General features: G+C 44.1%; 17 protein-coding genes and 2 riboswitches. Of the genes, 14 read left to right on the forward strand and 3 right to left on the reverse strand.

Going from position 1 to position 23,711, the window contains the following annotated elements:
- Window positions 1–72: 72 nt before the first annotated feature.
- On the reverse strand, window positions 73–972 hold the full coding sequence (locus M1K46_RS21920) for a DMT family transporter (RefSeq protein WP_256227705.1): 900 nt from the start codon (window positions 970–972) through the stop codon (window positions 73–75).
- Window positions 973–1,559: 587 nt separating this feature from the next.
- On the opposite strand from M1K46_RS21920, the gene M1K46_RS21925 reads away from it, so the two are divergent.
- Window positions 1,560–2,276 (forward strand): hypothetical protein, encoded by a 717-nt coding sequence (locus tag M1K46_RS21925; protein ID WP_256227706.1) that lies wholly within the window; start codon window positions 1,560–1,562, stop codon window positions 2,274–2,276.
- Window positions 2,277–2,441: 165 nt separating this feature from the next.
- On the forward strand, window positions 2,442–2,573 hold the full coding sequence (locus tag M1K46_RS21930) for a hypothetical protein (RefSeq protein ID WP_256227707.1): 132 nt from the start codon (window positions 2,442–2,444) through the stop codon (window positions 2,571–2,573).
- A gap of 258 nt (window positions 2,574–2,831) precedes the next feature.
- Here the strand turns inward: M1K46_RS21930 and M1K46_RS21935 are convergent, their stop codons facing one another.
- Window positions 2,832–3,224 carry a hypothetical protein gene (locus M1K46_RS21935; RefSeq protein ID WP_256227708.1) on the reverse strand — a complete coding sequence of 131 codons (393 nt, stop codon included), beginning with the start codon at window positions 3,222–3,224 and terminating at the stop codon, window positions 2,832–2,834.
- Window positions 3,225–3,724: 500 nt separating this feature from the next.
- Entirely contained in the window at window positions 3,725–3,925 is a 201-nt protein-coding gene (gene cspC / locus M1K46_RS21940; RefSeq protein ID WP_053356043.1) for a cold shock protein CspC, read from the reverse strand.
- Window positions 3,926–5,347: 1,422 nt separating this feature from the next.
- Here cspC and M1K46_RS21945 point away from each other — a divergent pair.
- From M1K46_RS21945 to M1K46_RS22000, 12 genes are all read left to right on the forward strand, one after another.
- Window positions 5,348–5,596, forward strand: a complete 249-nt coding sequence (locus M1K46_RS21945; RefSeq protein ID WP_062239894.1) for a phage holin family protein — start codon at window positions 5,348–5,350, stop codon at window positions 5,594–5,596.
- Between the two features lie 211 nt (window positions 5,597–5,807).
- A complete protein-coding gene (locus M1K46_RS21950) occupies window positions 5,808–6,785 on the forward strand; it encodes an AAA family ATPase (RefSeq protein ID WP_053356040.1) in 978 nt (325 codons plus the stop codon).
- A complete protein-coding gene (locus tag M1K46_RS21955) occupies window positions 6,782–8,053 on the forward strand; it encodes a DUF58 domain-containing protein (protein ID WP_256227712.1) in 1,272 nt (423 codons plus the stop codon). Before M1K46_RS21950 ends, M1K46_RS21955 begins: the two co-directional genes overlap by 4 nt.
- Window positions 8,040–10,229: a DUF4129 domain-containing transglutaminase family protein gene (locus M1K46_RS21960; RefSeq protein ID WP_256227713.1), complete on the forward strand. Its 2,190-nt coding sequence runs from the start codon at window positions 8,040–8,042 to the stop codon at window positions 10,227–10,229. Before M1K46_RS21955 ends, M1K46_RS21960 begins: the two co-directional genes overlap by 14 nt.
- A 41-nt stretch (window positions 10,230–10,270) precedes the next feature.
- Window positions 10,271–10,372, forward strand: a riboswitch (purine riboswitch).
- A 133-nt stretch (window positions 10,373–10,505) separates the two neighbouring features.
- Window positions 10,506–12,044 (forward strand): glutamine-hydrolyzing GMP synthase, encoded by a 1,539-nt coding sequence (gene guaA, locus M1K46_RS21965; protein ID WP_053356036.1) that lies wholly within the window; start codon window positions 10,506–10,508, stop codon window positions 12,042–12,044.
- A gap of 256 nt (window positions 12,045–12,300) precedes the next feature.
- Window positions 12,301–12,402, forward strand: a riboswitch (purine riboswitch).
- A gap of 122 nt (window positions 12,403–12,524) precedes the next feature.
- The gene (locus M1K46_RS21970) at window positions 12,525–13,823 is read left to right on the forward strand and encodes an NCS2 family permease (protein ID WP_256227714.1); all 1,299 of its coding nucleotides are present in this window, start codon (window positions 12,525–12,527) and stop codon (window positions 13,821–13,823) included.
- Between the two features lie 373 nt (window positions 13,824–14,196).
- The gene (locus tag M1K46_RS21975) at window positions 14,197–14,964 is read left to right on the forward strand and encodes a vWA domain-containing protein (protein ID WP_256227715.1); all 768 of its coding nucleotides are present in this window, start codon (window positions 14,197–14,199) and stop codon (window positions 14,962–14,964) included.
- Between the two features lie 38 nt (window positions 14,965–15,002).
- Window positions 15,003–15,800 (forward strand): PP2C family serine/threonine-protein phosphatase, encoded by a 798-nt coding sequence (locus tag M1K46_RS21980; RefSeq protein ID WP_256227716.1) that lies wholly within the window; start codon window positions 15,003–15,005, stop codon window positions 15,798–15,800.
- Between the two features lie 15 nt (window positions 15,801–15,815).
- On the forward strand, window positions 15,816–16,178 hold the full coding sequence (locus M1K46_RS21985) for a hypothetical protein (RefSeq protein ID WP_256227717.1): 363 nt from the start codon (window positions 15,816–15,818) through the stop codon (window positions 16,176–16,178).
- A 12-nt stretch (window positions 16,179–16,190) separates the two neighbouring features.
- The gene (gene essC / locus M1K46_RS21990) at window positions 16,191–20,216 is read left to right on the forward strand and encodes a type VII secretion protein EssC (RefSeq protein ID WP_256227718.1); all 4,026 of its coding nucleotides are present in this window, start codon (window positions 16,191–16,193) and stop codon (window positions 20,214–20,216) included.
- Between the two features lie 129 nt (window positions 20,217–20,345).
- Window positions 20,346–20,618, forward strand: coding sequence for a WXG100 family type VII secretion target (locus M1K46_RS21995; RefSeq protein ID WP_053356030.1), 273 nt, complete (start codon window positions 20,346–20,348; stop codon window positions 20,616–20,618).
- Window positions 20,619–21,059: 441 nt separating this feature from the next.
- On the forward strand, window positions 21,060–23,699 hold the full coding sequence (locus M1K46_RS22000) for a tetratricopeptide repeat protein (protein ID WP_256227719.1): 2,640 nt from the start codon (window positions 21,060–21,062) through the stop codon (window positions 23,697–23,699).
- The last annotated feature ends 12 nt before the right edge of the window (window positions 23,700–23,711 follow it).

A 23,711-nucleotide genomic window follows, 5' to 3' on the forward strand; every position in this document is an offset into this window, starting at 1 on the left:
AAAAGATGAACTCTGTTAAATCCAGAGATCATCTCTTTTAAACTGATTGTGTATTTTTACATGTCTTTACCTTTAAACACTCGAGTCGGGTACCGTCTTGGATTTGAGCTTCATGTTTACAAACAATATACTGATAACGATAAATAAAAGACCGACTACTAAATTCAAGGTAATATTTTCATGTAACAAGAAAGAACTGCAAAGGATGGCGATCAGCGGGATCAGGAAAGTGAATGATCCGACTTTGCTCGCTTCGCCTGAACCGACGAGTGTAAAGAATGCCAGCCAGCCAAAGGCAATGACAAAGGTAGAGATGAATAATAAGTTTGCTATAAATGGCATTTCCCATTGGATATTTGACCAGCTCTCAAATTTGGAGCCTACACTTAATAAGAAGAGCCCACCCATAATAAGCTGTACGGTAACCATCCAGATCGAATCAACACGATCACCTGTTTTTTTAACATAAACCGTGCCCAATCCCCAGCCTACTGCAGAGCCAAGAGCCAGGATAATACCAACAGCTGAAATACCACCTGTAAATCCGCTTGCACTTATAATTGCAACACCTGTGAAGCCAAGGAGTAATCCAATCATTTTTAATCTATACATCGATTCCCCAAGCCAAATCCAACAGAAAATCCCGAGCAGCACCGGCTCGATGAATACAATGGCAGAAAACAATCCTGCTGGTGCATAACCAAGACCTACCGTTTGAAGACCATAAAAAAGGATGATGTTAAAAAAAGCTGAAATAAAGTAAAAATGCCATGTTTCTTTAAAACGAAGCCTTTTATATCTTGGAAGGGCAAAAATAAGTAAAATAAGGCCGCCCAAAATCGTTCTAATTCCGGCAAATAATAATGGGGGAGTATAGCTAAGTGCGATCTTGGATAATGGCCAATTGACACCCCACATAATCACAAGAAATGTAAGCAGTAAGACTGTATGTGTTCGCGAAAGTTGTTTCATCGTTGTGCCTCCTTGACATACGTACCTAAGCAATGATACGCCTTTAAAAATTAATATAACAAGTTAAATGCTCTGCCCTCGTTTAAATAGACATGAGTTTTCGTTTCGTCTTTTGTAGCGGGAGAACATGTGTATCCCTTTCATTAATAGCACGCTTAATTTCTCCTAAAAGATTGTTTCGTTTTTGATAAGCAGTTGCTTGTCTTCAACGTTTAGCTGTAGTTTTACTATAGTAGAAAATGCTGATTGTTATGTATTGCTCCAAAAAGAGCTGAGTAAAAAAAGACTATCCTGGTCTTTTAGATATTACTTCTGTTAGGGCATTTACATCCAATGTATCGGACGATGTACCAAAGCCAACAAAAGACCCAAGTGAAATTCATTGAAGATCTGTTTTATTTAAACAAAATGCATGCTTGATAAAATGGAAGTTGAGGCGGTTGAGAACCTCGATCAAAAACAAGCGTCATCTTTAATAGAATTCCTCAAGAAAGGGGCGGAAAGGCTCTTTTTTGTGTGTTTTGTATCACTGGGCGATATACGAATCCATCAAAAAACCCCATAATTAGGAGAAAAGGAGGTCCGATATGCGAAATGATATACAACCAAATGAACGAGCTTTCTCTTCCAAGGAAGTGGCAGAAGAAGTGGCGATTGCAACACCCACTGTTCGAAAGTATGGCCAAATCTTAGAGCGAAATGGATATGAGTTTTTAAAAGATGGCGATCGGCGTATCTTTGTTCAATCCGACATCGAAGCGCTTATAGCGTTACGCGATACGGACAAGCCCCTGGACGATACAGCTAAAGACCTTGTGTATCAACAAAAAGAAAGAGTAGAAGGATCCAATCAAACAGATGAAACAGAAATTGCGATACCCGATACATATGACAATTTACCCCGCGATTCCAAACAATTGAAAGAGATCTTAATGTTTTTGGCTAATGAACTCGCAGCCACACGTGAAATGAATGTCCAATTGACAAACGATATGTCACAGCTTAAAACAACCGTTTCCCGGCTCCAGCAAGATCATCATATTATCAGTTCTACGATTGGAAATTCAGCACAAAAAACGAACGCTAAAATTCAAAAATTAACGGAACAGCAAAATCTCCATTACGAAACATTGCTGCAACAAGAAAAACAAAAAAGTGAACTCTTACAAAAAGAAATACAAAACATGCGGGATGAACAGAAACAAGAATGGCGTTCACAAAATGATTTTAATAACCGTTTAGAAGAAGCTGTCCAAAAACCAAAAGGAAAATGGGAGAGGCTTTTCGCCATATTCCTAAAATAAGGGGGTACAAGAAAACGAGGGCTCAATTGAAATCTATTGGAGATTTGTTTAAGCGATATGCAACTGAGGCGGTTGAGAACCTCATTCAAAATAAGAGTCATCCTTAATGAGCTGCTTTAGAATGAGGTTGATCGGCTCTTTTTTTGTTTCGTATCGCAGGGCGATATGAGTTACGAGCAGACGAGCATTCTCTCCCAAGGAAATGGGCAGAAGAAGTGGGGAACCAAAACCCGCTATTCGGAGTATGGCCAAATCTTAGAACGGAATGGATATGTGTTTTTAAAAGATGGCGATTGATGTTCTTTGTTCAATCTGACATCGGAGCGCTTATAGCGCTGCCCGATATGGACAAGCCCCTGGACGATACAGGTAAAGAACTTATGTATCAACAAACACTATTCGGATTCACCATTTTTCAAATTTCAACAATTTCCCGAGAAATATCTACAAATTCTAAGTAGATATCGACAAAATTAGAAGCCAACCTATATGGAACTTATATCATTATTTTTCTTTTTTCGATACTAAGCTACCGAAAGCTTTTGTAATATGATTTTACTTCTTATCGCTCTCATTATGCTCGCGGTATTGGCTGCGGGGTAAATTAATATTATATAGAGCCGGCTGTTTTGACTGACCCGGCGCTTTTCTCATGTGGAAAAACCCGGAATCCCAATTAAGGAATTCCGGGTTTTTGTGGCTGTTATTTTGTGATATCAGACAAAATTTCATAGGAACGCAGGCGTTTTTGATGATCATAAACTTGAGCGATCGCCATAATTCATCGGCTTGGCTCATGTCTAAAAATTTCTGCAGCTTCTCCTTAACCGTGTCAGGATTTCCGATGATGGAAGGACCTAACTGATGCTGAAGCGCCTGTATTTGATCATCACTCCATTGCTCGTGAAGGTCTTCGACAGGCGGCTGAAGCGGAACCTTATCCTTCATACAAAGGGGGAGTAGTCTTGTTCATCTGCGTTTCTCAGGCTTCCTTGACAGGCTGGCAAACGACATGCCGTATACGCCGCTCTTCCTTGCCAAACAATTTTACCTGCTGCTGCCTGGTTACCGCGATAAAGAGTTGCTGATTGGAGAAAGAGATTTATAAGCAGAAAAGCAAATTGAACTTAAGTGATTTCACTTCTGACTGGTCAGCTATTGTGAGTAAACTGCAATGCTTTCTTGTTATCTGAAATGGAGGGTTAGTTGGATAATAAGGGGGAAGGTAAAGAATAGTATGAAGTTGTATTTTAAGAAACATACATTCTGATATTTTCAAACAGTATGTTATACTGTTAACTAACCTGTGAAGCGATAAACCATTTTTCAAATACCTTGTACCACGTCCCTGCTCGAATGTTGAGTGGGGTTTTTTTATGGAGTAATAAATATAAACAATAAAAAACAGGCTCTATATATAGAGCCTGTTTGTATATGCTAATTTAAGTTTATGCTTTTTGAACGTTAGCAGCTTGAGCTCCACGAGCACCTTGCTCAACGTCAAATGATACTTTTTGACCTTCATCTAAAGACTTGAAGCCATCAGATTGAATGGCAGAGAAATGTACGAATACATCATCACCATTTTCACGTTCGATAAATCCAAAACCTTTTTCTGCATTAAACCATTTAACTGTACCATGTTCCATATTTGTTGCCTCCTAGTGCGTTACCACACAATATATTACTATCCCTGCCCAAAGTGATGATTAACTATCGTTTACACCGAACAAAAATAATTCTATATCTATCATAACAGGAATCGGAAGATGTTGCAAATCAATGGACCTTAAATAAAATATGCTTAATCTTAAGGTTGGAAAAGGTGGCTTTTCCTCTAAATATATTTATACAATATTCAAAAGATAATTGAATTCAATAACAGCATGTTTTAGTTCTTTATTTAATAAGTCCAAGCAATGTCTAAATACAAGCATAAAATAGAATATATAATAAAAAAATTAACTTTAAGGAGTTTTATGTTTATGTTTTTTAAGAATTGTGAGGAGTCTTCAACATCTTCACATGAATGCAAAAAAAAATCCCGTTCCTTGGTCCACTTGAAGTGTAAAAAATTAATACTAAGAAAAACTTCTTCATGCTGCGAAAAAGAATCCTCAAGCTCTTTTCATCATGAGTTTATGAGTGAATCCTCAAGCTCCTCTCATCATGAGTGCAAGAAAGAGTCCTCAAGCTCCTCTCATCATGAGTGCAAGAAAGAGTCCTCAAGCTCCTCTCATTATGAGTGCAAGAAAGAGTCCTCAAGCTCCTCTCATTATGAGTGCAAGAAAGAATCATCGAGCTCTTCTCATCATGAGAATAAAGACCCTTCAAGTTCTTCACATCAAAAGAGTAAAAAAGAATCTTCAAGTTCTTCACATCAAAAGAGTAAAAAAAGTTCTTCTCAACATAAGAGTAAAAAAGAATCCTCATCCTCTAAATGCTGCAAGAAGAGGGTAGAATGTGATCCTTGCTGGGGAAAAATGAATCATAATAAGTGGGTAAAAAAACTCGGCCCTGCACCAGGATTAGAATAGATGTAAGGTAAGACAGCTTATATTTAGGCTGTCTTTTTTTAATAGAATTCAAGCTCATTCGCAAAAAGTTAGACAAGTTGTCTCCCATAAGCTATTTGCAGGTTTAAAACAGCCATTCAAGATTAACGCACATTTTACGGTTAATCTTTCACGATTCGCCATATTTTTACATAGTATATTGAGAGATTAAGAGATTTACTCTTTCTCTCAGATCGTTTAATAGGAGGTGACTCACATGTCATCTTTTAGCAAGCACTGTAAACGTTCATCTCACCGATCAAGTAAACAAAAATGCAAACGTTCATCATCAAGTTCATCATCAAAGTTTGTATTTAAATGCAAAAAAGTAAAAAAGAAAAAGCGTCGTCACAGCTAATGCTCTAAAATCTGAATGGAAGTTAAGTCTATCTCTTCGGAGGTAGGCTTTTTAAATTGTATTCTTTCCTTACTGGATATGAATTTTTTTGTTCTTTTCAAAAGAAAAATGCAATAAATTAATATAATAAAATCTTCTCAATCAAAGGAGGGTGAAGGATGGACTTGATCAATAACTTTGCGCCATATGTGGGGCTTGCTGTCGTTCTGTATGCAATCCGCCAAACGTCGAAGGTTTCGAACCGGTATATTCCAATTGTGGCCATTGTGCTGGGAGTGCTGTATTCGTTCTGGGAAGCAGGAGGAGCCACTCCGCATAGCACGTTAGTGGGACTGAAATACGCGCTGCTCGGCATCGGAACCGTAGCGGGGGTTAAGTATTTCATAGAATCATCCGGCAACAAGTAATGAGTATAGAAGTAAGCGAGGCCGCCTTATCTAGGCGGCTTTTTAATTTTTTGTCGAAAACAAGGAGTTAAGTCCACTGATTGCGAATGTAATTAAAATAGGAAATAGAACCTAGACTGCTTTTGGGGGATTAGGGTTATCAGGCATAAATCGGGGGAATATCTTTCTTAGATGTTGCCGCGTATCGCCTATTATAAAGGGGGATGACCGCATGAGTATAAACAAAGTTAAGTTTGACAGCTACCGTTCGGAACTGGAAGCTGTTATTAAAAATATAGAACATGTCATGGTAGGAAAGAAGCAGGTTTCAGAGTTAAGCATTGTGGCACTGCTTGCCGGAGGGCATGTTTTGCTTGAAGACGTGCCGGGAGTCGGGAAAACCATGATGGTGCGTGCCATCGCCAAGTCGCTGGGACTTCAGTTCAACCGGATCCAGTTTACTCCCGATCTTTTGCCTTCTGACATAACCGGGGTTTCCATTTTTAATCAGAAGGAAATGAACTTTGAATTTCGAGCTGGACCGCTTATGGGAAATGTTATACTCGCCGATGAAATCAACCGAACCTCCCCTAAAACACAATCAGCCCTCTTGGAATCCATGGAAGAGAAAAGTATCACCGTTGACGGCCACACCCACATCCTGCCGAATCCCTTCTTTGTCATGGCCACACAAAATCCGATTGAATACGAAGGAACCTATCCGCTGCCTGAAGCTCAGCTTGACCGTTTTCTCCTGAAATTAAATATGGGCTATCCGACGCCTGATGAAGAATTATCGATCTTAAGCTTGATCGTGCAAGACCATCCGATCGATAACCTGAAGCCTGTCGTTACCGCAGAGGAACTGAACGGAATGAAAGAGCAAGTGAAAGCCGTTTATGTCGATGAAACCGTAAAAAAATACATCATTGACCTTGTAAACCGCACACGCAATCACCGTTCCATCTATCTTGGAGCCAGTCCGAGGGGATCGCTGGCGCTTATGAAGGCCGCCCAGGCACACGCTTTTATGATGGACAGGGATTTTGTGGTGCCGGACGATGTAAAATATCTCGCGCCATACGTCCTTACCCACCGCATCCTTTTAAAACCTGAAGCCAGATTTGAAGGAGAGACGCCGGATACCGTCATCCGTGATCTTCTGAACCGTGTGCCTGTTCCAATCCAGAAAGGGCAGCATGCCAGATGAAACGGCTAAAGTGGAAGCTGAACAGCAAATATAAAACCCCGCTTGGCCTTGCCGGCATCGTACTCCTTCTCGGACTGACCTTTTCGTACGCCATGTTTCAGGGTGGGTTTGTGAGCTGGTTTTTGTTTTACAGCGTTTTTCCTTTTACCGTCTATACGGTGACGATGGTCTTTTATCCGCTTCATAGAATACAGATGACGAGGGAACTGAGCAAGGATCTACTCATGGCCGGTGAGGAACTGACCGTGACCATCCGCCTTAAACGAAAAACACCTTTTCCTCTCTTTTATCTTGTCATCCATGATGAGATTCCCGCTCCCTTATATAAAGAAGCGCTGCACGGGGGGGAAGAAGATCAGATTCATTCCCGGGTGTTGTTTTTTCCGTTGTTTAAAAAGAATCTTGTCTACACATACCGCATCAAGCCTGTGCCGCGCGGCGTTTATGAGCTGAACAGCATCGCGCTGAAAACAGGAGATGTGTTCGGTTTCGTGCAAAAAGAGATAAAAATAAACCTGTCTGATAAGGTCTTCATCTATCCAAGGTATCAGGAGATCGAGCGCTGGGAGATGGACAAGCATCTTCAGAGCGGGATTCAGCGGGCCGGAAGAAAATCGCTGACTGACTATACGTCGACGGTAAGCGTGAGGGATTATGCCCCCGGCGATAAGCTATCCTGGCTGCATTGGAAGGCAAGCGCACGTTCCAACAAACTGCTGACAAAAGTGTTTGAACATCAGCGGAATGACGATTATGTCATCGTACTGGATCAATCCGCAGAAAGCTACGGCAATCAAGACTGGCTTTTTGAAAAGGCCGTTTCCTTTGCGGCCTCCATCACGCATTACTCCGTGCAAAAAGGGGCCTCAATAGGTCTATACAGTTCCCGGAATAAAGGGCAGCTTTTGATGAACAGCGGAACCGACCACGAATGGCGGATCTTTCATGAACTTGCGAGCGTTCAGCCGGATATAAAAAAGCCTTTTTATGAATGGCTGAAACAGGAATTTATCGATGGCAGGCTGGAGGGAAGAACTGTTGTCATCATCTCGCCGCTGCTGGATGATGTAATGATCAGGACACTGGAAATGGTTACAGCCCGGCAGGCTAACGCAGTGTATTTTTATATGTCGGCCAATGACAGGCTTCACCCTCAAGAACTCACGTCCATCCATCGTTTAAACAATAGTTTAATTCCTGCGGTTTCCATTTACGGGCCGAGGTTCAGTGACGCATTAAAGGCAGGTGCAAACCGTGCAAGCATTTAAAGATAACCGGCCATCCCCAATTTACTCTCTTGTTCTTTATGCTCTCGGGTTTATGCTCCTGTGGGAGTGGCTCAGGCCGCTGACCCAGATTACGTCCACTGAGGATACGCAGGTCTTTGTTGTGTTTACAGCGTTTTTGTTTATTATTACGTACTTCAAACTGCCGGTGTGGCTCTCATTCCCGATCAAGTTAATCGCCCTGCTGTATGCCGTGCATGCCCTGTATTATCCCGATGTTTTTCTATCATTCCAATGGGTTCCTCACCTGATCGGTGACCTGGAAAGTAATCTGATGTTCATCTGGAATCAGGAATGGACGGAAATGTCTTCGCTGAGCAGATCTCTTTTGTTCTTTGTCCTGCTCTGGCTCGTGAGCTATCTCATGCATTACTGGCTCATTCAGGCTAAACGAATTTTTTTGTTCTTATTTATAACCGTTCTATATATCACGGTCCTTGATACGTTTACGCCGTATGATGCGAAGATGGCGATCGTGCGCACTGTGTTTATCGGGCTGGTTCTTGTCGGCATCTTAAGAATAATGAAAATCGTGGAGACCGAAGGATTTTCGCTCATGAAAGGACGGTTTCCCATCATGTGGATGGTGCCGCTCACCGTGGTCATCGCCCTGTCTTCCACGCTCGGCTTGCTTGCGCCTAAAGCATCTCCGCAATGGCCTGACCCGGTACCTTTTATCACGTCCATGTCGGATAAAGGTGAAGATGGTTCCGGCATCAACAGCAAGTTTGCCCGAATCGGCTATGGCACGAATGACAGCCATCTTGGAGGGCCGTTCGAATTTGATTACAAAGAGGTTTTTACCGCGACCGTAAAAGAAAAGCATTACTGGCGGGTCGAAACGAAGGACGCCTATACCGGAAAAGGGTGGGAAAACTCTTTCTCCCCGGAATTTCATGCGTTAAACCCGCAATCGGTGGAGTATACTGCTCCAATCTCCAGTCTCATTGAACCGGGGGGAGCTCAGATGATGGAAGAGAAAGCCACGATCAAAATGGCGAAAACCTATCCGTTCATCCTTTCACCAGGCGTCATTACTTCCATTCAAGCCAAAAAAAATGTTGATTTTATGCTTGATCCGCTGACCGGAAAGATTGATACGATGAGCGGGGGCGATCCAACGAGACTAAAGAAATACCAAATGGAATATGAGCTTCCGCAATACGATGAGAAAAAATTGCGGGAAAGCAGCCAGTCCTATCCGCAGTATGTGACCGAATACTATCTGCAGCTTCCAAAAGAGCTCCCTTTACGAGTCAAAAAACTGGCGGCATCTATCGTAAAGAATGCTGAAAATCCGTATGATAAAGCCAAGGAGGTAGAGAATTTCTTTTCGCTGAATAACTTTGGATACGATACCGTCGATGTGAGAGCACCAAAGAAAAACGAAGATTACGTGGATAAGTTTTTGTTTGATGCGAAGAAGGGGTACTGCGATAACTTTTCGACATCCATGATCGTGCTGCTTCGGTCAGTCGGCATTCCTGCCCGCTGGGTGAAGGGCTTTACATACGGAGAGTATCAGGAAACGAAAAACATGAATAAGACGTATAAAGTTACGAATGCCAATGCCCACTCCTGGCCGGAGGTTTATTTTTCAGGAGTCGGCTGGGTGCCTTTTGAACCAACAAGAGGGTTTTCCAACCCAAGCCAGATTGAAGAGGAAGTGAAGAGCGCGGCGGCGTCAGTTGTCTCTCCTGTAAAGAAGAAAAACAAACAGGAAGTGCAGCCTGACAAGAAGGACCAATCGGCGAGCAAGGGAAAAAATGGAGATGGAAGTTTAGCCATCCTGGGCAAATCCTTGCTGTACGCGATTCCGCTTATCTTTGCAGCAGCACTCCTTGCTCTTGTGTTCCGGAAAAAATGGCTCCGTCAGTATTACATCTGGAGATTCCGCAGGCGAAAAGGGACAGGAACATTTGCAGATGCGTATGACCGGCTGCTCTGGCTGGCCCAGCTTTACGGGTTGAAAAAGGATCCTTCCTATACACTCAGGGAATATGCGGTCTATGTTGACCGTTCACTTGATACTCGGGATATGAGAATGCTGACTTCTGCTTATGAATCTCTGCAATACGGCAATAGGCAGACTGCTGATCAATGGACAGATACCAACAAGAAATTGTGGGAAAATTTAATTAAAAAGCTGCGGGGTTGACCGTCTGACAAGCCATTGTTAGAATGTGCTTAAGATACAATGCCGTCAATATTATTCTCCTTCGTATATCCTCGATAATAAGGATCGAGAGTCTCTACCGGGCCGCCGTAAATTGCCTGACTATGAAGGCAGGGTTCTTTATGCACAACCGGAATTCTGCCTTTGTTTTTTTCGCTGAAAAAACAGAGCTGGGATTCCGGTTTTTTGTTAAAGAAAAGGATATGTTAGGGTAAATTTGGCAAATACTACGGAAAGATCAATAGATGGGGTGACAGAATGAATTTAGCCAGTGAAATGATCGTCGTTCTCGACTTTGGGGGCCAATACAACCAGCTGATCGCAAGGCGTATTCGTGATCTTGGGGTATACAGTGAACTGCTTCCGCACACAACGACTGCAGAAGAAATCAAGAAGTTGAATCCAAAAGGAATCATCTTCTCTGGAGGACCGAACAGTGTATACGCACCGAATTCGCCTTCAGCGGATGAAGCGATTTTTGACCTTGGCATCCCTGTACTGGGAATCTGCTACGGTATGCAGCTCATGACTCATCACTTCGGTGGAAAAGTAGAGCGCGCCAACCACCGTGAATACGGGAAAGCAGAAATTACGATTGCAAATGAAAGCAAGCTGTATCAAGATCTTCCAAAACATCAGGTGACATGGATGAGCCATAGTGACCTTGTTGTTGCTCCTCCACAAGGATTTGTAACCGACGTGACGAGCATTTCCTGTCCGGTAGCGGGAATGAGCGACATCTCCCGCCACTTGTACGGCGTTCAGTTCCATCCTGAGGTCCGCCACAGTGAATATGGAAATGAGATGCTAAAGAATTTTATTTTTGCCATCTGTGAATGTGAGGGCAGCTGGACGATGGAAAACTGGATCGAGGACGAACTGGAGAAAATCCGCCAGCAAGTCGGAGATAAAAGAGTGCTTTGTGCTCTATCCGGCGGCGTCGATTCTTCCGTTGTTGCGGTATTGATCCATAAAGCGATCGGCGACCAGCTGACTTGTATTTTTGTAGACCACGGGCTTCTTCGCAAAGGTGAAGCGGACAGTGTTATGAAAACCTTCAGTGAAGGGTTCCACATGAACGTGATTAAAGTGGACGCGAAAGACCGTTTCCTTGGCAAGCTTAAGGGAGTTTCTGACCCTGAAATGAAACGAAAAATTATCGGCAACGAATTCATCTACGTGTTTGACGAAGAAGCGAGCAAGCTTGAAGGCGTGGATTACCTTGCACAAGGTACGCTTTACACGGACATCGTAGAAAGCGGAACAGCTACAGCTCAAACGATCAAGTCCCATCATAATGTAGGCGGACTTCCTGAAGACATGAAGTTTACCTTGATTGAGCCTTTGAACACACTCTTTAAAGATGAAGTTCGTAAGGTTGGTACAGAGCTTGGTATTCCTGATGCGATTGTTTGGCGTCAGCCGTTCCCGGGTCCTGGACTAGGAATCCGTGTACTTGGCGAGATTACTGACGAGAAGCTTGAGATTGTCCGTGAATCTGACTTCATCCTGCGTGACGAAATCAGTAAAGCAGGACTTGAGCGGGATGTATGGCAATACTTCACGGTTCTTCCTGATATCCGCAGTGTAGGGGTAATGGGAGACATGAGAACGTATGATTACACAATCGGTATCCGTGCGGTTACATCCATCGACGGAATGACATCCGACTGGGCGCGTATTCCGTATGAAGTGCTGGAGAAAATATCTACGCGCATTGTAAACGAAGTCAACCATATCAATCGTGTAGTGTATGACATTACATCCAAGCCGCCTGCAACAATTGAATGGGAGTAATAAACGAACATTTTATAAATTTCCAATAAAAATATTCGGAAATAGATTGACGAAATCTGTAGCAATTTGTATAATTTCCATGTAAACAGTATAAAAGTCACAGATTATAAGAAAAGCGTAAGTGCCCTGTTTAAGTCCGACAAGCGCTGGAGCACTACCGCAGCAACACGCCCTTTGTGTTGAGGTGGGAGAGTGAAGCGACCTCGAGGACTTGGGGCATTGAAGCTGGCCACTAGTCAGCTAGTGCGATTTTTTATAAACATGACAATCGTCTTTTCGTATAAATTCGGGGATATGGCCCGAAAGTTTCTACCAGGCTGCCGTAAATGGCCTGACTACGAAGGTACATGGAATATCATATGAATTCAGGTTTATACACTGATTCCGTCATGTGATTTCTATTCCCTTTGTATGTTAGCTCAAGGTAGAGAAACCTTGAGCTTTTTTGTTTTTCCATACTAGATAATCAGGGGGATTATGATGAAGAACTACTTTAGCTTTGATGAACACGGTACAACCTACCGAAAAGAATTTATTGCCGGACTGACCACGTTCCTGGCCATGGCTTACATTCTTTTCGTTAACCCTTCAATACTTGGCCAGACCGGGATGGATAAAGGAGCTGTCTTTACGGCAACAGCCCTCGCTGCGGCTTACGGTACACTGTTTATGGGCCTTGTAGCCAAATACCCGATCGCTCTTGCACCTGGGATGGGATTGAATGCGTTCTTTACATTCTCGGTCGTGCTTGGCATGGGAATTCCTTGGCAGACGGCGCTTTCTGGTGTTTTGTTATCTGGACTTATCTTTATTGCGATTACTGTTTTTAAAATTCGTGAAACCATCATTAACGCGATCCCGGTAGAACTGAAATACGCAACAGCCTGCGGAATCGGTTTGTTCATTGCCTTTATCGGATTAAAAAGTGCAGGAATCGTTGTTGCCAATGAAGCAACATTCGTAGGATTGGGCCACTTGACGAAGCCTGATACATTGCTTGCCATCTTCGGATTTATCGTAACCATTCTAATGGTCGTCCGCGGAGTAAAAGGCGGAATCTTCTATGGTATGGTTATTACCGCGATTGTTGGAATGATCTTTGGATTGATCGATGCCCCTCATCAAATCGTTGGTAAGGTGCCAAGCCTTGCTCCGACATTCGGCGAAGCTTTCACTAATTTCGATAAAATATTTACACCGCATTTAATTGTAGTTGTATTAACGTTCTTCTTCGTTGATTTCTTTGATACAGCCGGTACGATCATGGCGGTTGCAAGCCAGGCTGGAATTATGAAAGACAACAAGCTTCCACGTGCAGGACGTGCGCTGCTGGCTGATTCCTCTGCGATCGTTGTCGGTGCGACTCTGGGTACATCTTCAACAACCGCTTATATCGAGTCAGCATCCGGTGTTGCTGCTGGCGGACGTACAGGATTTACATCGGTTGTTACAGGTTTGTTCTTATTGCTGGCATTATTCTTCTCACCGTTATTGGTGGTTGTAACACCTGCAGTAACCGCTCCGGCATTAATTGTTGTCGGTGTCCTCATGGTTGGGGTTCTTGGCAAGATTGAATGGAGCAAGCTTGAAATCGCGGTTCCAGCATTCTTAACGATTATCGCAATGCCGCTTACGTACAGCATTGCCACAGGGATCGCGCTAGGATTCGTTATGTATCCTGTAACGATGCTTGTTAAAGGAAGAGGAAAAGAAATTCATCCGATCATGTATGTATTGTTCTTGATCTTTATCTGTTACTTTGCTTTCTTGGTGGAGTAGGAAATATAAACGAAGCGCTCAGACAGTGAACCTGTCTGGGCGTTTTTTTTTTGTGAAAATGATGTGTTTTGCAAGTAAAGATCCTGTTTCTGCAAGTAAATCGTGTCGAATCGCAAGTAACTGATTCGTTTTCGCAAGTAAAGCGTGTCGAACCGCAAGTAAAAGCGGCAAATCCGCAAGTAAATATTCGATTAAACAGAACTGAAGACCCTTGTTCAAAAATCATCTGGGATATATAGTATAAAAACGTAAAAAATAGGGAAATAGTCTCGCAGTATGACAGAATCACGAACTTATCTACACTTTTCCATTATTTTTCCTTACAATAAGGGTAATTAATTGAAACTATTAAACTATAGGGGTCGAATAAAACATGGATTATCGTCTTCAAGCAACACAGCAAACACCAGCGTACATCATGTACCTGCTCGATATCAGCGCGTCCATGAACCAGATGATGAACGCCGGGAACGGACAGGAAAAAAGAAGGATCGATGTGGTAACGAGTGCACTGAACTCCGCGATCCGGCAGATGGTGTTCCGTTCAACAAAAGGCAGCAGGCTTAGCCCGCGCTATAAGGTTTCAATTTTAGCCTACAGTGACAATGTTTTTGATGTATTGGGCGGAATAAAAGGCATTGATGAGCTTGCAAGAATGAAGCCGCTTGATAATGTCCAAACCCAGCGGCTGACCAACACAGCCAAGGCTTTTGCAGCTGCAGAAAAAATTCTCCTGCAGGAATTGGAAAAGATGCAGGACTGTCCTGCTCCATTAATATGCCACATGACTGACGGAGCTTATACGGGGGAAGATCCTGAGCCAATCGTCCAAAGAATCATGAACCTATCCGTGCCAGACGGAAAAGTGCTCGTCGAGAATATTTTTATCTCCGACGAAATTTTATCCAAGCCCATTGAGAACTCCAAAAAGTGGCCGGGTATCATGTATGAAACGGTGCTCGATGAAGACTATGGCAACAAGCTGAAACGCCTTTCCAGTCCTTTGCCGGAGAGCTATCGGGAAATGATGATTGAAACTGGCTATAAAATTGAACCCGGAGCGCTGATGATGCTGCCGGGCACGAATGCTGACCTGGTTTCTCTCGGATTTCAGATGTCTGCCGCCACACCGGTCCGTTAATATACATTTAAAATTTCCATAAACCCTGAGGTGAATCCATGTATACGTATTATAGTGATCAAAAGAAAGAAACTCCGGTATCGTCTGTTTACCGGGATCCTTTTTCTATCCGTTACGGTTATGCAAGGTCCAGTGAGACACAGGAAGCTGATGATTCGGGACAGGATTTTTTAGCGTTTGAAGTGAAAGATCGAAGCCTCGTTTTTGCAGTCTGCGATGGGGTTAGTCTGTCCTTTTGCGGGGATCTTGCCGCTCGCTTTTTATCTGAAAAGCTTATTCAGTGGCTAGGGGAGCTTCCAGCTGATGAGTATAGGGATGAAGCCGGCGTTAAAGAGAAACTCGCCTCATATCTGACAGAGCTGAAAGTGGAAGGGACAGAGACGATCAGAAAACATCGTCTGCCGAATTTCATGCCGCCTATTTTAAGAGAAGTGCTCGAGGAAAAACGGACAAAAGGCAGCGAAACGATGTTCATCTGCGGCCGGATCGACATGGCAGATGAGATGACCAGCCAAGCCGGCATGTTTCTTGCGTCTTCAGGAGATATACGATTAAGAGTCTGGAACTCCTCAGGGGAAGTAACGTCTGATGGTAAAATGCAACCCGAAACAAAAAAACGATGGTCAACAAAGGACGGGCTTATCGGCGGAGACATTCATACCGTAACGGGGCAATCATTCGGCGAAGTACGCCGGATCGCGGTTTATTCTGATGGGTTTTCAGCGATTGACGGCTTGAAGCAGCTGCCATCAACGGATCAGCTGCAGATCCTTGCGAAAAAATCGCTCCAATCTCCGCTAAGCGATGACTTGTCTTTTTTAGACATCGCCTGGTAGAAAGGAAGAGAATCAATGGAAGAGATTATTGTTTCCTTTATACATAATGACAGTGAAAAAGATCTGCGCCTGCCCAACCATCTCGAAAGCAAAAAAATTGCCGAAGCGCTTCACGAATGGGCAGGGCATGCGATGGGGTGGGGAGAAGAGCCCTATGATCTTGAATATTCCTTTAATCAAAAAAACTGGTTCTGTATGGAGAAAAAGAAATCGCTGTCGGATGCTGGGGTTTGGGACGGTTCCTTTTTGCGGTTCAGCAAAGAGCCGCAGTCATCACTCCCAAAAGAAGATGACTTTATGGCCAGTGATGATTACACGGAAGACGATCAGCCCGAGGAGCAGACCAGTATGGATTATGCATGGAAAATTATCGATTAAGGAGGGAACGAGATGAGGAAGTCGCCGTATTTTAAACGATCTCCGCGGTTAAAGCTCGCGATGCCTTCAGGAAGGATGGTCGTTCACCGTCCAAAAGGGGAACCGGCAGAGCCGAAATTTTCATTCGAGTCCATGATCATTCCAATCTTTCTGACGCTCGCAACCGTAGGAATCATGTACTATATTTCAAAAACGATGTACAACAGTGCGAGCTATGCCATTTTTATGATGGCGATGAGTATTCCGATGCTCGGCTCCTATATTGCGACGATCATTCTTTTTTTCAAAAAGAAGAAAGCATACAAGCTTGAAGTGGAGCAGCTGCACAATGAGTATTACGAACAGATTAAGAAGCATCATGGAGAAATTGAAGACCTGAAGAACAGGCAGTCCCGTTTTCTTCGGGAAAAAGATCCGAATCCTCAGGACTGTGTACGCCGGATCGCAGACCGAAAGAGTTCGTTATGGGAGCGCGCCTATAATTCTGAAGACTTTATGGACTTGAGGCTCGGCCTCGGTTCTCGTCCGTTTAAAATGGAGATTGAAGTACCGGCACAGGATGGTTATGATGTGAATCCGCTCATTGCGGAAGCGCAAAAATTGCAGACCGAATACCGTGAGCTGCAGAATGTCCCGGTTTCGATCCCGCTTCAGGAAAAGCGTGTGGTCGGACTGGTCGGGGAGCGTGCGGATATCCTGGAGATGGCCCACGTACTGGCTCTTCAGCTTATCACCCACCAATCTCCGGAAGAAGTGAAGCTTGTCAGTGCCTATCCTGAAAGCGAAAGCGAACAGTGGAGCTGGATGAAATGGCTGCCTCACGTTTGGGATGAGGACCGGGAAAGGCGGTATGTAGCTGAAGGAAAGCTGATGACACAGAAACTGTTTGAAAGGCTGTACAGCAGCCTCAACATCAGAAAGCTTGAAAATGATGGAAAAAATGATGACGTTGTTCATATTCCTGAATATGTCTTTTTCCTGCCAAGCCTTTCTCTGCTGGAGGATGATTCCCTCTTGCCGCTCATTTTAAAACAGGGAGATTCGATCGGCGCATCCGCCATTCTGCTTGCTCCGACGAAAGAAGCACTGCCGATGGAGTGCGAACTGATCGTTGAAGTGAGAGACGGTGTGGCTCAATTGTATGAAACGTTCTCCAATGACCAGGATGAAGTGGTTTACTTTACTGGCTCTGAAAAAATAGCGATCGACCACTTTACGCTGACCGAGGCAAAAACGATGTCACGTATGATTGCACCGCTAAGGGTGAAGCAGTCCTCTGCAGGAGTAATCCCCAAGGTTCTGCCGTTTTTGGATATGTACGGCGTGAAAAAAGTAAAAGAACTGGATGTCGTGTCCAAGTGGAGCCAAAACCGCTATCCGACTACGCTTCCTGTCGCGATTGGAGTCAGAGAAGGCCGCAAACCGGTCTATTTGAACATCCACGATAAGATTGAAAAGAAAGGCCATGGTCCGCATGGTCTGATGGCAGGCACGACCGGTTCAGGAAAAAGTGAAGTCATCCAGTCGATGATTCTTTCTCTTGCGGCCACTTACCACCCGCATGATATGGCGTTCATGCTCATCGATTATAAAGGCGGCGGAATGTCCAATACGTTCCAGGGACTGCCGCATGTCGTGGCGACCATTACAAACTTGGAGGATCCTAACCTGATCAACCGGGCGAAGGTCTCGCTGCGAGCTGAGCTGGAGAGGCGTCAGAAGCTGTTTAACCGGGCGGGCAACATTCAGCATATTGATGAATACTTCCGATCCGAGTGGAAGACAAAAGAACCGCTGCCTCACTTGTTCATCATCATTGATGAGTTTGCCCAGCTGAAAAAAGATCAGCCAGAATTCATGGATGAGCTGATTTCGATCGCCGCGATCGGGCGTACGCTTGGCGTCCATCTTCTGCTCGCTACACAGAAACCAGCCGGAGTAGTGGATGAGAAGATCTGGAGTAACTCCCGTTTCCGCATCTGTCTGCGCGTACAGGATGATAACGACAGCCGCGAAATGATCAAGATTCCAAACGCTGCGAGCATCAACGTTCCTGGACGGGCCTATTTCCAGGTCGGCAACAACGAAGTACTGGAATACTTCCAATCCGCTTGGAGCGGGGCAGGGTATCATCCTGAGAACGAGGAAGAGGCCAATATTGCCACCATTTCCGAAGTAAAGCTCGATGGAACTGATGAAGTGCAAAAAAGAATCAAGACAGAAGGCAAGACCGCAGAAAAGCAGATTCAAGTGCTAATCCGGCATATGAAGGAAGAAGCGGAGAAGAACAATGTTCATCCGCTGCCGGGTCCTTGGCTGCAGCCGCTGCCTGAAAGTCTTCCGATCTCCGATTTGATAGAAACCGAGAATTGGACTTCCGGTGCTTGGGAATCGAGCGAAAAGTGGATGGAGCCGAAAGTCGGCATCATTGATGATGTGGGCAATCAGGCTCAGTATCCATTGGAGCTGGATCTGAAGGAAGGACACCTGATGGCATTCGGGATGCCTGGATCCGGGAAAACGACGTTCCTGCAGTCCACACTTCTTTCCTTGTTCTATCAGCATGGTCCACGCGATCTGCATACGTACATCGTGGACTTTAGCAGGCAGTTGAAAGACTTTGCCCGTTTTCCGCAAGTTGGCGGGGTCGTCCATGAAGAAGATACGGAAAAAATGCAGAGGCTGTTCCGTTATTTCCTGAAAGAACTGGCGAAGCGGAAAGAGCTATTCTCCAATGAAGGGGTGAGCTCGCTCGAAACGTACCGCAGCATCACAAAAAAATCCCTGCCTGTCCTGCTGCTCGTGATTGACGGATATCACCGGTTCCGGTCAACGTTTGAATTTGAGAATGAGAAGCTGGAAACGATCCTTCGTGAGGGGGCGACTTACGGCATCCTTACGTTCGCTACGGCAAATCAGACGAACGACATGTACGAGCGCTATAGAAGCAACTTCGCTTCCATGGTCTCTTTTGAACTGGCTGACCATACCGATTACTACTATGCTGTTGGACGGCCGAATTTTGCTGCAGCCAACTTGCCGGAAGGCCGCGGGTTTGTGAAGGGACACAATCCGCCCCATATCTTTCAGGGGATGCTTCCTTATAACGGAGGGAGTGAGCTTGAAAAGGTATCCTTTATCCGGGAGATTTCCGGAAAGATGGCGGACGAGGCGAAAGGAGAACGGGCAAAACCGATTCAGATGCTTCCTCGCGAAATTTCCTTAAACCAGCTGCTGGACGAGTTTCCGACGGCCGATTCGAAACTGCTGCCGTATGGTATTGATGTAGAGGATTTGGACATCCAGTCGCTCGATCTGGATGATGCAGACCATGTGTTTGTCACGGGCCGTGTGGAATCCGGGAAAACGTCGCTACTTCAAACGCTGGCCTTATCGCTGATGTACCAAATCCCTGCCGATCAGCTTGATCTCTATCTAATCGAGATGGAGCCGCAGACGAAAGGCATCATGAGCATGGCGGCCTTTCCTCATGTGAAGGGCTATGCAGCAGATTTCATGCAGGCAAAAGAGCTGTTCAGCGAGATTTATGCCAAGATGGAGGAAAGAAAAAGCGACAGCCTCTCCTTCGGATGGGGGAACGGGCAAGAAGAAAATTCCTATCCTCCTGTTGTCATCATGATCGATGATGCGGAAAACTTTATGCAGCAGATGAATATGGATTTTGAGATCAAAGACCAGCTTGAGAAGCTGACAAGAGAGGCACGCCAGAAGAACATCCACTTTATGCTGGCAGGTTCGATTACAAGCATGAACAGCTATATGCATGATGGCTGGTTCATGAACATCAAGAAAAAGTTTGCCGGATTCCTGCTGGGTTCTACATTGAGCAATGATCTGTATTTCTTTAATATGCGCCTGCCTCATACGGAAACAGATAAAGAGCTTCCAGCAGGGGACGGCTACATCATCAAAGGAAAACATACGAAGATTAAAGCCGCTCTTCCTTTTATTACGCTTGAAGAACGAAATGAATGGGAGACTTTAGTCCGTGAAAAGAACCATGTTTTTGAAGCGTAGCTTACTATATATAGGTAAATTGTTACCAATTATGCTAGGAAAAAAGGATGAAAATGGATTTAAGATGTATCTAACTGGGTAAATGTATTGTATATTTGCCTCATAATGGAAAAAAGGGAGATGAAATGAATGTCAGTAAGAATTCTCGTAACACCAGAAGAACTAGAAGGAATTGCATCGAAATTTAGAACTGGATCTGAAAACAGCCGCACTCAAACACAACAGCTTTACCAAGCACTTCAATCACTTGAAGGTAAATGGGATGGAGCAACGAAAAAACGCTTCTTCGACCAATTCGAACAATCCCGCCGCCACATGGAGGCTTATGTGCAGTTACTTGACAACATCGACCAAGAGCTTCGTCAAATCGCAACTCGTTTCCGCACAGTCGACGCACAATAAGGAATCTATTGATTTCAAGCAAACAAGAAAGACTAGTCAATTCCTTTGGCTGGTCTTTTGTTTTGGGTGATTCCAATTTGGTTTATAACGTACTCTTTATCTTAAGTTTCTCAGGAATTAAACGATTGTTTGAAAGCTCTGTCGAGAATGTTTTTACGATCATTGTTTATTGCGGCTTTTGTGTATAAGTGGAACGGCTTGCTTGCAAGGGTTGCTATGCTAATTACAGCTTTTGTTTTTTTCCTTTTGTTAGGATTTACAATAGATGCATTGTGCAGAACCAGCTAGTAAGTTAAGAAAGTATTGTATATTTTTGTAAACGTTTTTTGTAAAATAATACATAAAGTACTAGATTTATGGTTTAATATTGTCGAAAAAAGAGAATGTATTATATTGGCAATTATATAGCCTAATGGTTGCATGGATAGGGGTTTTAGCATTATGAGTTTTCAGCCAGAAGTCAGAGAAAGCATACGCCTGTTTAAAAGGAGATATACGTTTCCTAAGCACCCTGCCGTACAGGGGATAGATATTCCTTACGGGCAGGAGGGACGGCAGGGGACTGTCTATCAGATTAAAGAGGACAACACGAGAAATAAAGCCGCACTGAAGGTATTCAGGGAAAGGTTCAAGAACAAAAATCAGGTCAATCTTTCCGAACAGTTGAAGAACTATTCTTCGTTTTATGGGCTGTCTGCCTGTCTGCGCTCTGTCATTGAGGAAGGTGAGCATGCGAGACTCATAGGGCAGTATGATGATCTGGAGTATTCCCTGATCATGCCATGGATCGATGGTCCTACATGGGCGGACATCTTGATGGAAGAGCAGACACTTTCAAAAGAAACCTGTCTCCGCATCTCCTGTATGCTGGCATTCCTTCTGAAAGAGCTGGAAGAAGCGGGCATCGCCCACTGTGATCTATCTTCGAGCAATGTCATCCTTCCATTTCTGCAAGAGAATGCAAGGCCTATCTTTGCCGCCATTGAACTGATCGATATTGAAGAGCTTTACGCACCGGAACTGAGCGAACCGAAAGCGCTGCCGGGCGGGTCACCAGGCTATGCAGCAAACTATGTAAAAGACGGGGTCTGGTCAAAGGATGCGGACCGTTTTGCAGGAGCTGTGCTCCTGGCAGAAATGGCGTCCTGGCATCAGGAAGAAGTTTGCAGTCTTAAGGCGGATGACTTCAGTTATTTTGATACCGATGAGATGCAGAAGGGAACGGAACGGTACAAAAAATTGCTTGATGCTCTTCAGGAAACGCTTGGTGAACAAGCGGCCAAGCTGTTTAAACAAGCATGGAAAAGCAACAGCCTTGAAGACTGCCCGACGTTTTCTGAGTGGTTTGAACTTTTCCCTGAACATGTCAGGAACTTTGTCATCATCAGCCATGAGAAGTATATGGCCTCAAAGAAACCATCTGTTCCGCTTGGGACGATGAGCCTTGATACACTGCTTCAGATTGCCGCTGCTTTCGAAGGGCTTGGCAACAAAAGAGCCGCGCACAGTGAGTATCAATTCATCATGAATCAGTTTCCGGAACAGAAGGCTGTTGTGGAAGAGCTGCAGATGCTGCTGAATGAGGACGAAGAAAACGGTCGTCCCGAGCTGATTCCCGCACATTATCTCGAAGCTGCCCAGCATTTTGAAAAGCTCCAGGATTGGAATACCGCACTTATCTTTTATACCCGATGTAGCCAGCTTCCTTCGGTGGATTTTACAACCAAAGAAGAGCTGTCCATCATAATCGAGGAGCTTCAAAATCAGATCAGGGCGGAAGCGGAACAGCAATCAACAGCAGAAAAGCTGAAGCAGATCGCGGAAGAACAAGAAAAGGCGACAGCCGCAGCCCTTGCCGAGCCGCTTGAGACGCGAAAGTCGGAGCGCCCGAAATTCAATGTTCAGCAGTTCTTTTTCAATAATTGGAAATGGATGGCGGGGACGGTAACAGCCGTTTGCCTCGGAATCGGACTTTATTATATGTACCAGGCTTCTCAAGAGAAAAAGTGGCACGATTACATAAAGCAAGGAACCGAAGCTTTTTCACAAAGAAGGTACAGCGAGGCCGAGCAGTACATCCAAAAAGCGATCGATGAGAAGCCAACCGAGGATCTTTATACGAAGATGGCGACGATTTATATCAGCCAGGGACAAAATCAGCAGGCCATTCAGTATCTCAGTGATTTGAAATTGAAAAAAGAGCTTTCACCCAAAAATACAGAAGCCAATTATCTTATGGGCCGGGCTTATTTTATAGAGACGAATTACAATGAGGCCATTCCTTATTATGAAGCGGCCTACAAAGACAAAAAGAATAAGTATCATCAGGACGCAATCAGGGATCTTGTCATCAGCTATGCTTCCATCAACCAGTTAAAAAAGGCCAATACACTGGTAGAGCAGCTGCAAGGCAAGGATAACAAATCGAAAGCCTTTGTCGCCTACTTAAAAGGGGACCTTTACAAGAGGCAAGGTAAGGGTACGGAAGCTGTTGATTCGTTTGAGAAGTCGGTTGATCTTGACCCAGCCAATAAAAAATATATAAAGAAACTGATTGAGGCGTATATCAACAACAATAAAACCAATCAGACCGATGACTCAACAAAGACCAAAACTTACGAGAACGCCATATCGTTAGCGAACAGTCTGCTGCGTGAAGATTACACGAATATCGATTATTTAAATCTGACCGGCCAGCTTTACTATGAATATGGATTGTTTGCTGAAGATAAAAAGCAAAAGGCGAAAAGCCAAAATTTATATAAAGAAGCATTAAATGCTTACAATCAAGTAACTGATTTAGGAATTCAAGAGAGAAACACGATACTGAATACAGGGATTTTATATGAAAAAGTTGGAGATAAAGCAAAAGCTGAAGCAACGTATAAAAAAGTGATTAAGCAGAACCCGGTCTACGGACATGCCTACTTCGTTTATGGAATGTTCCAGATTAAAGAAAAAAATTACAAGAAGGCTTTACCGCTGCTTAAAAAGGTCATTCAGATCAATGAAGACCCCACTGATGTGAATCTTGCAAAAGAACGTATTAAAGAAATGAAAATGAAAAAGGTTTTGATTTAGGGAGGGACAACA

Source organism: Fictibacillus sp. WQ 8-8, assembly GCF_024494405.1.
Taxonomy (GTDB): domain Bacteria; phylum Bacillota; class Bacilli; order Bacillales; family Fictibacillaceae; genus Fictibacillus_C; species Fictibacillus_C marinisediminis.

Coding starts and splice junctions, on each gene's coding strand:
- M1K46_RS21980 (WP_256227716.1), top strand. CDS start 15,003: ATGTATACGTATTATAGTGATCAAAAGAAAGAAACTCCGGTATCGTCT.
- guaA (WP_053356036.1), top strand. CDS start 10,506: ATGAATTTAGCCAGTGAAATGATCGTCGTTCTCGACTTTGGGGGCCAA.
- M1K46_RS21935 (WP_256227708.1), bottom strand. CDS start 3,224: ATGAAGGATAAGGTTCCGCTTCAGCCGCCTGTCGAAGACCTTCACGAG.
- M1K46_RS21930 (WP_256227707.1), top strand. CDS start 2,442: ATGAGTTACGAGCAGACGAGCATTCTCTCCCAAGGAAATGGGCAGAAG.
- M1K46_RS21995 (WP_053356030.1), top strand. CDS start 20,346: ATGTCAGTAAGAATTCTCGTAACACCAGAAGAACTAGAAGGAATTGCA.
- M1K46_RS21945 (WP_062239894.1), top strand. CDS start 5,348: ATGGACTTGATCAATAACTTTGCGCCATATGTGGGGCTTGCTGTCGTT.
- M1K46_RS21975 (WP_256227715.1), top strand. CDS start 14,197: ATGGATTATCGTCTTCAAGCAACACAGCAAACACCAGCGTACATCATG.
- M1K46_RS21950 (WP_053356040.1), top strand. CDS start 5,808: ATGAGTATAAACAAAGTTAAGTTTGACAGCTACCGTTCGGAACTGGAA.
- M1K46_RS22000 (WP_256227719.1), top strand. CDS start 21,060: ATGAGTTTTCAGCCAGAAGTCAGAGAAAGCATACGCCTGTTTAAAAGG.
- M1K46_RS21920 (WP_256227705.1), bottom strand. CDS start 972: ATGAAACAACTTTCGCGAACACATACAGTCTTACTGCTTACATTTCTT.
- M1K46_RS21925 (WP_256227706.1), top strand. CDS start 1,560: ATGCGAAATGATATACAACCAAATGAACGAGCTTTCTCTTCCAAGGAA.
- M1K46_RS21985 (WP_256227717.1), top strand. CDS start 15,816: ATGGAAGAGATTATTGTTTCCTTTATACATAATGACAGTGAAAAAGAT.
- M1K46_RS21970 (WP_256227714.1), top strand. CDS start 12,525: ATGAAGAACTACTTTAGCTTTGATGAACACGGTACAACCTACCGAAAA.
- M1K46_RS21955 (WP_256227712.1), top strand. CDS start 6,782: ATGAAACGGCTAAAGTGGAAGCTGAACAGCAAATATAAAACCCCGCTT.
- cspC (WP_053356043.1), bottom strand. CDS start 3,925: ATGGAACATGGTACAGTTAAATGGTTTAATGCAGAAAAAGGTTTTGGA.
- essC (WP_256227718.1), top strand. CDS start 16,191: ATGAGGAAGTCGCCGTATTTTAAACGATCTCCGCGGTTAAAGCTCGCG.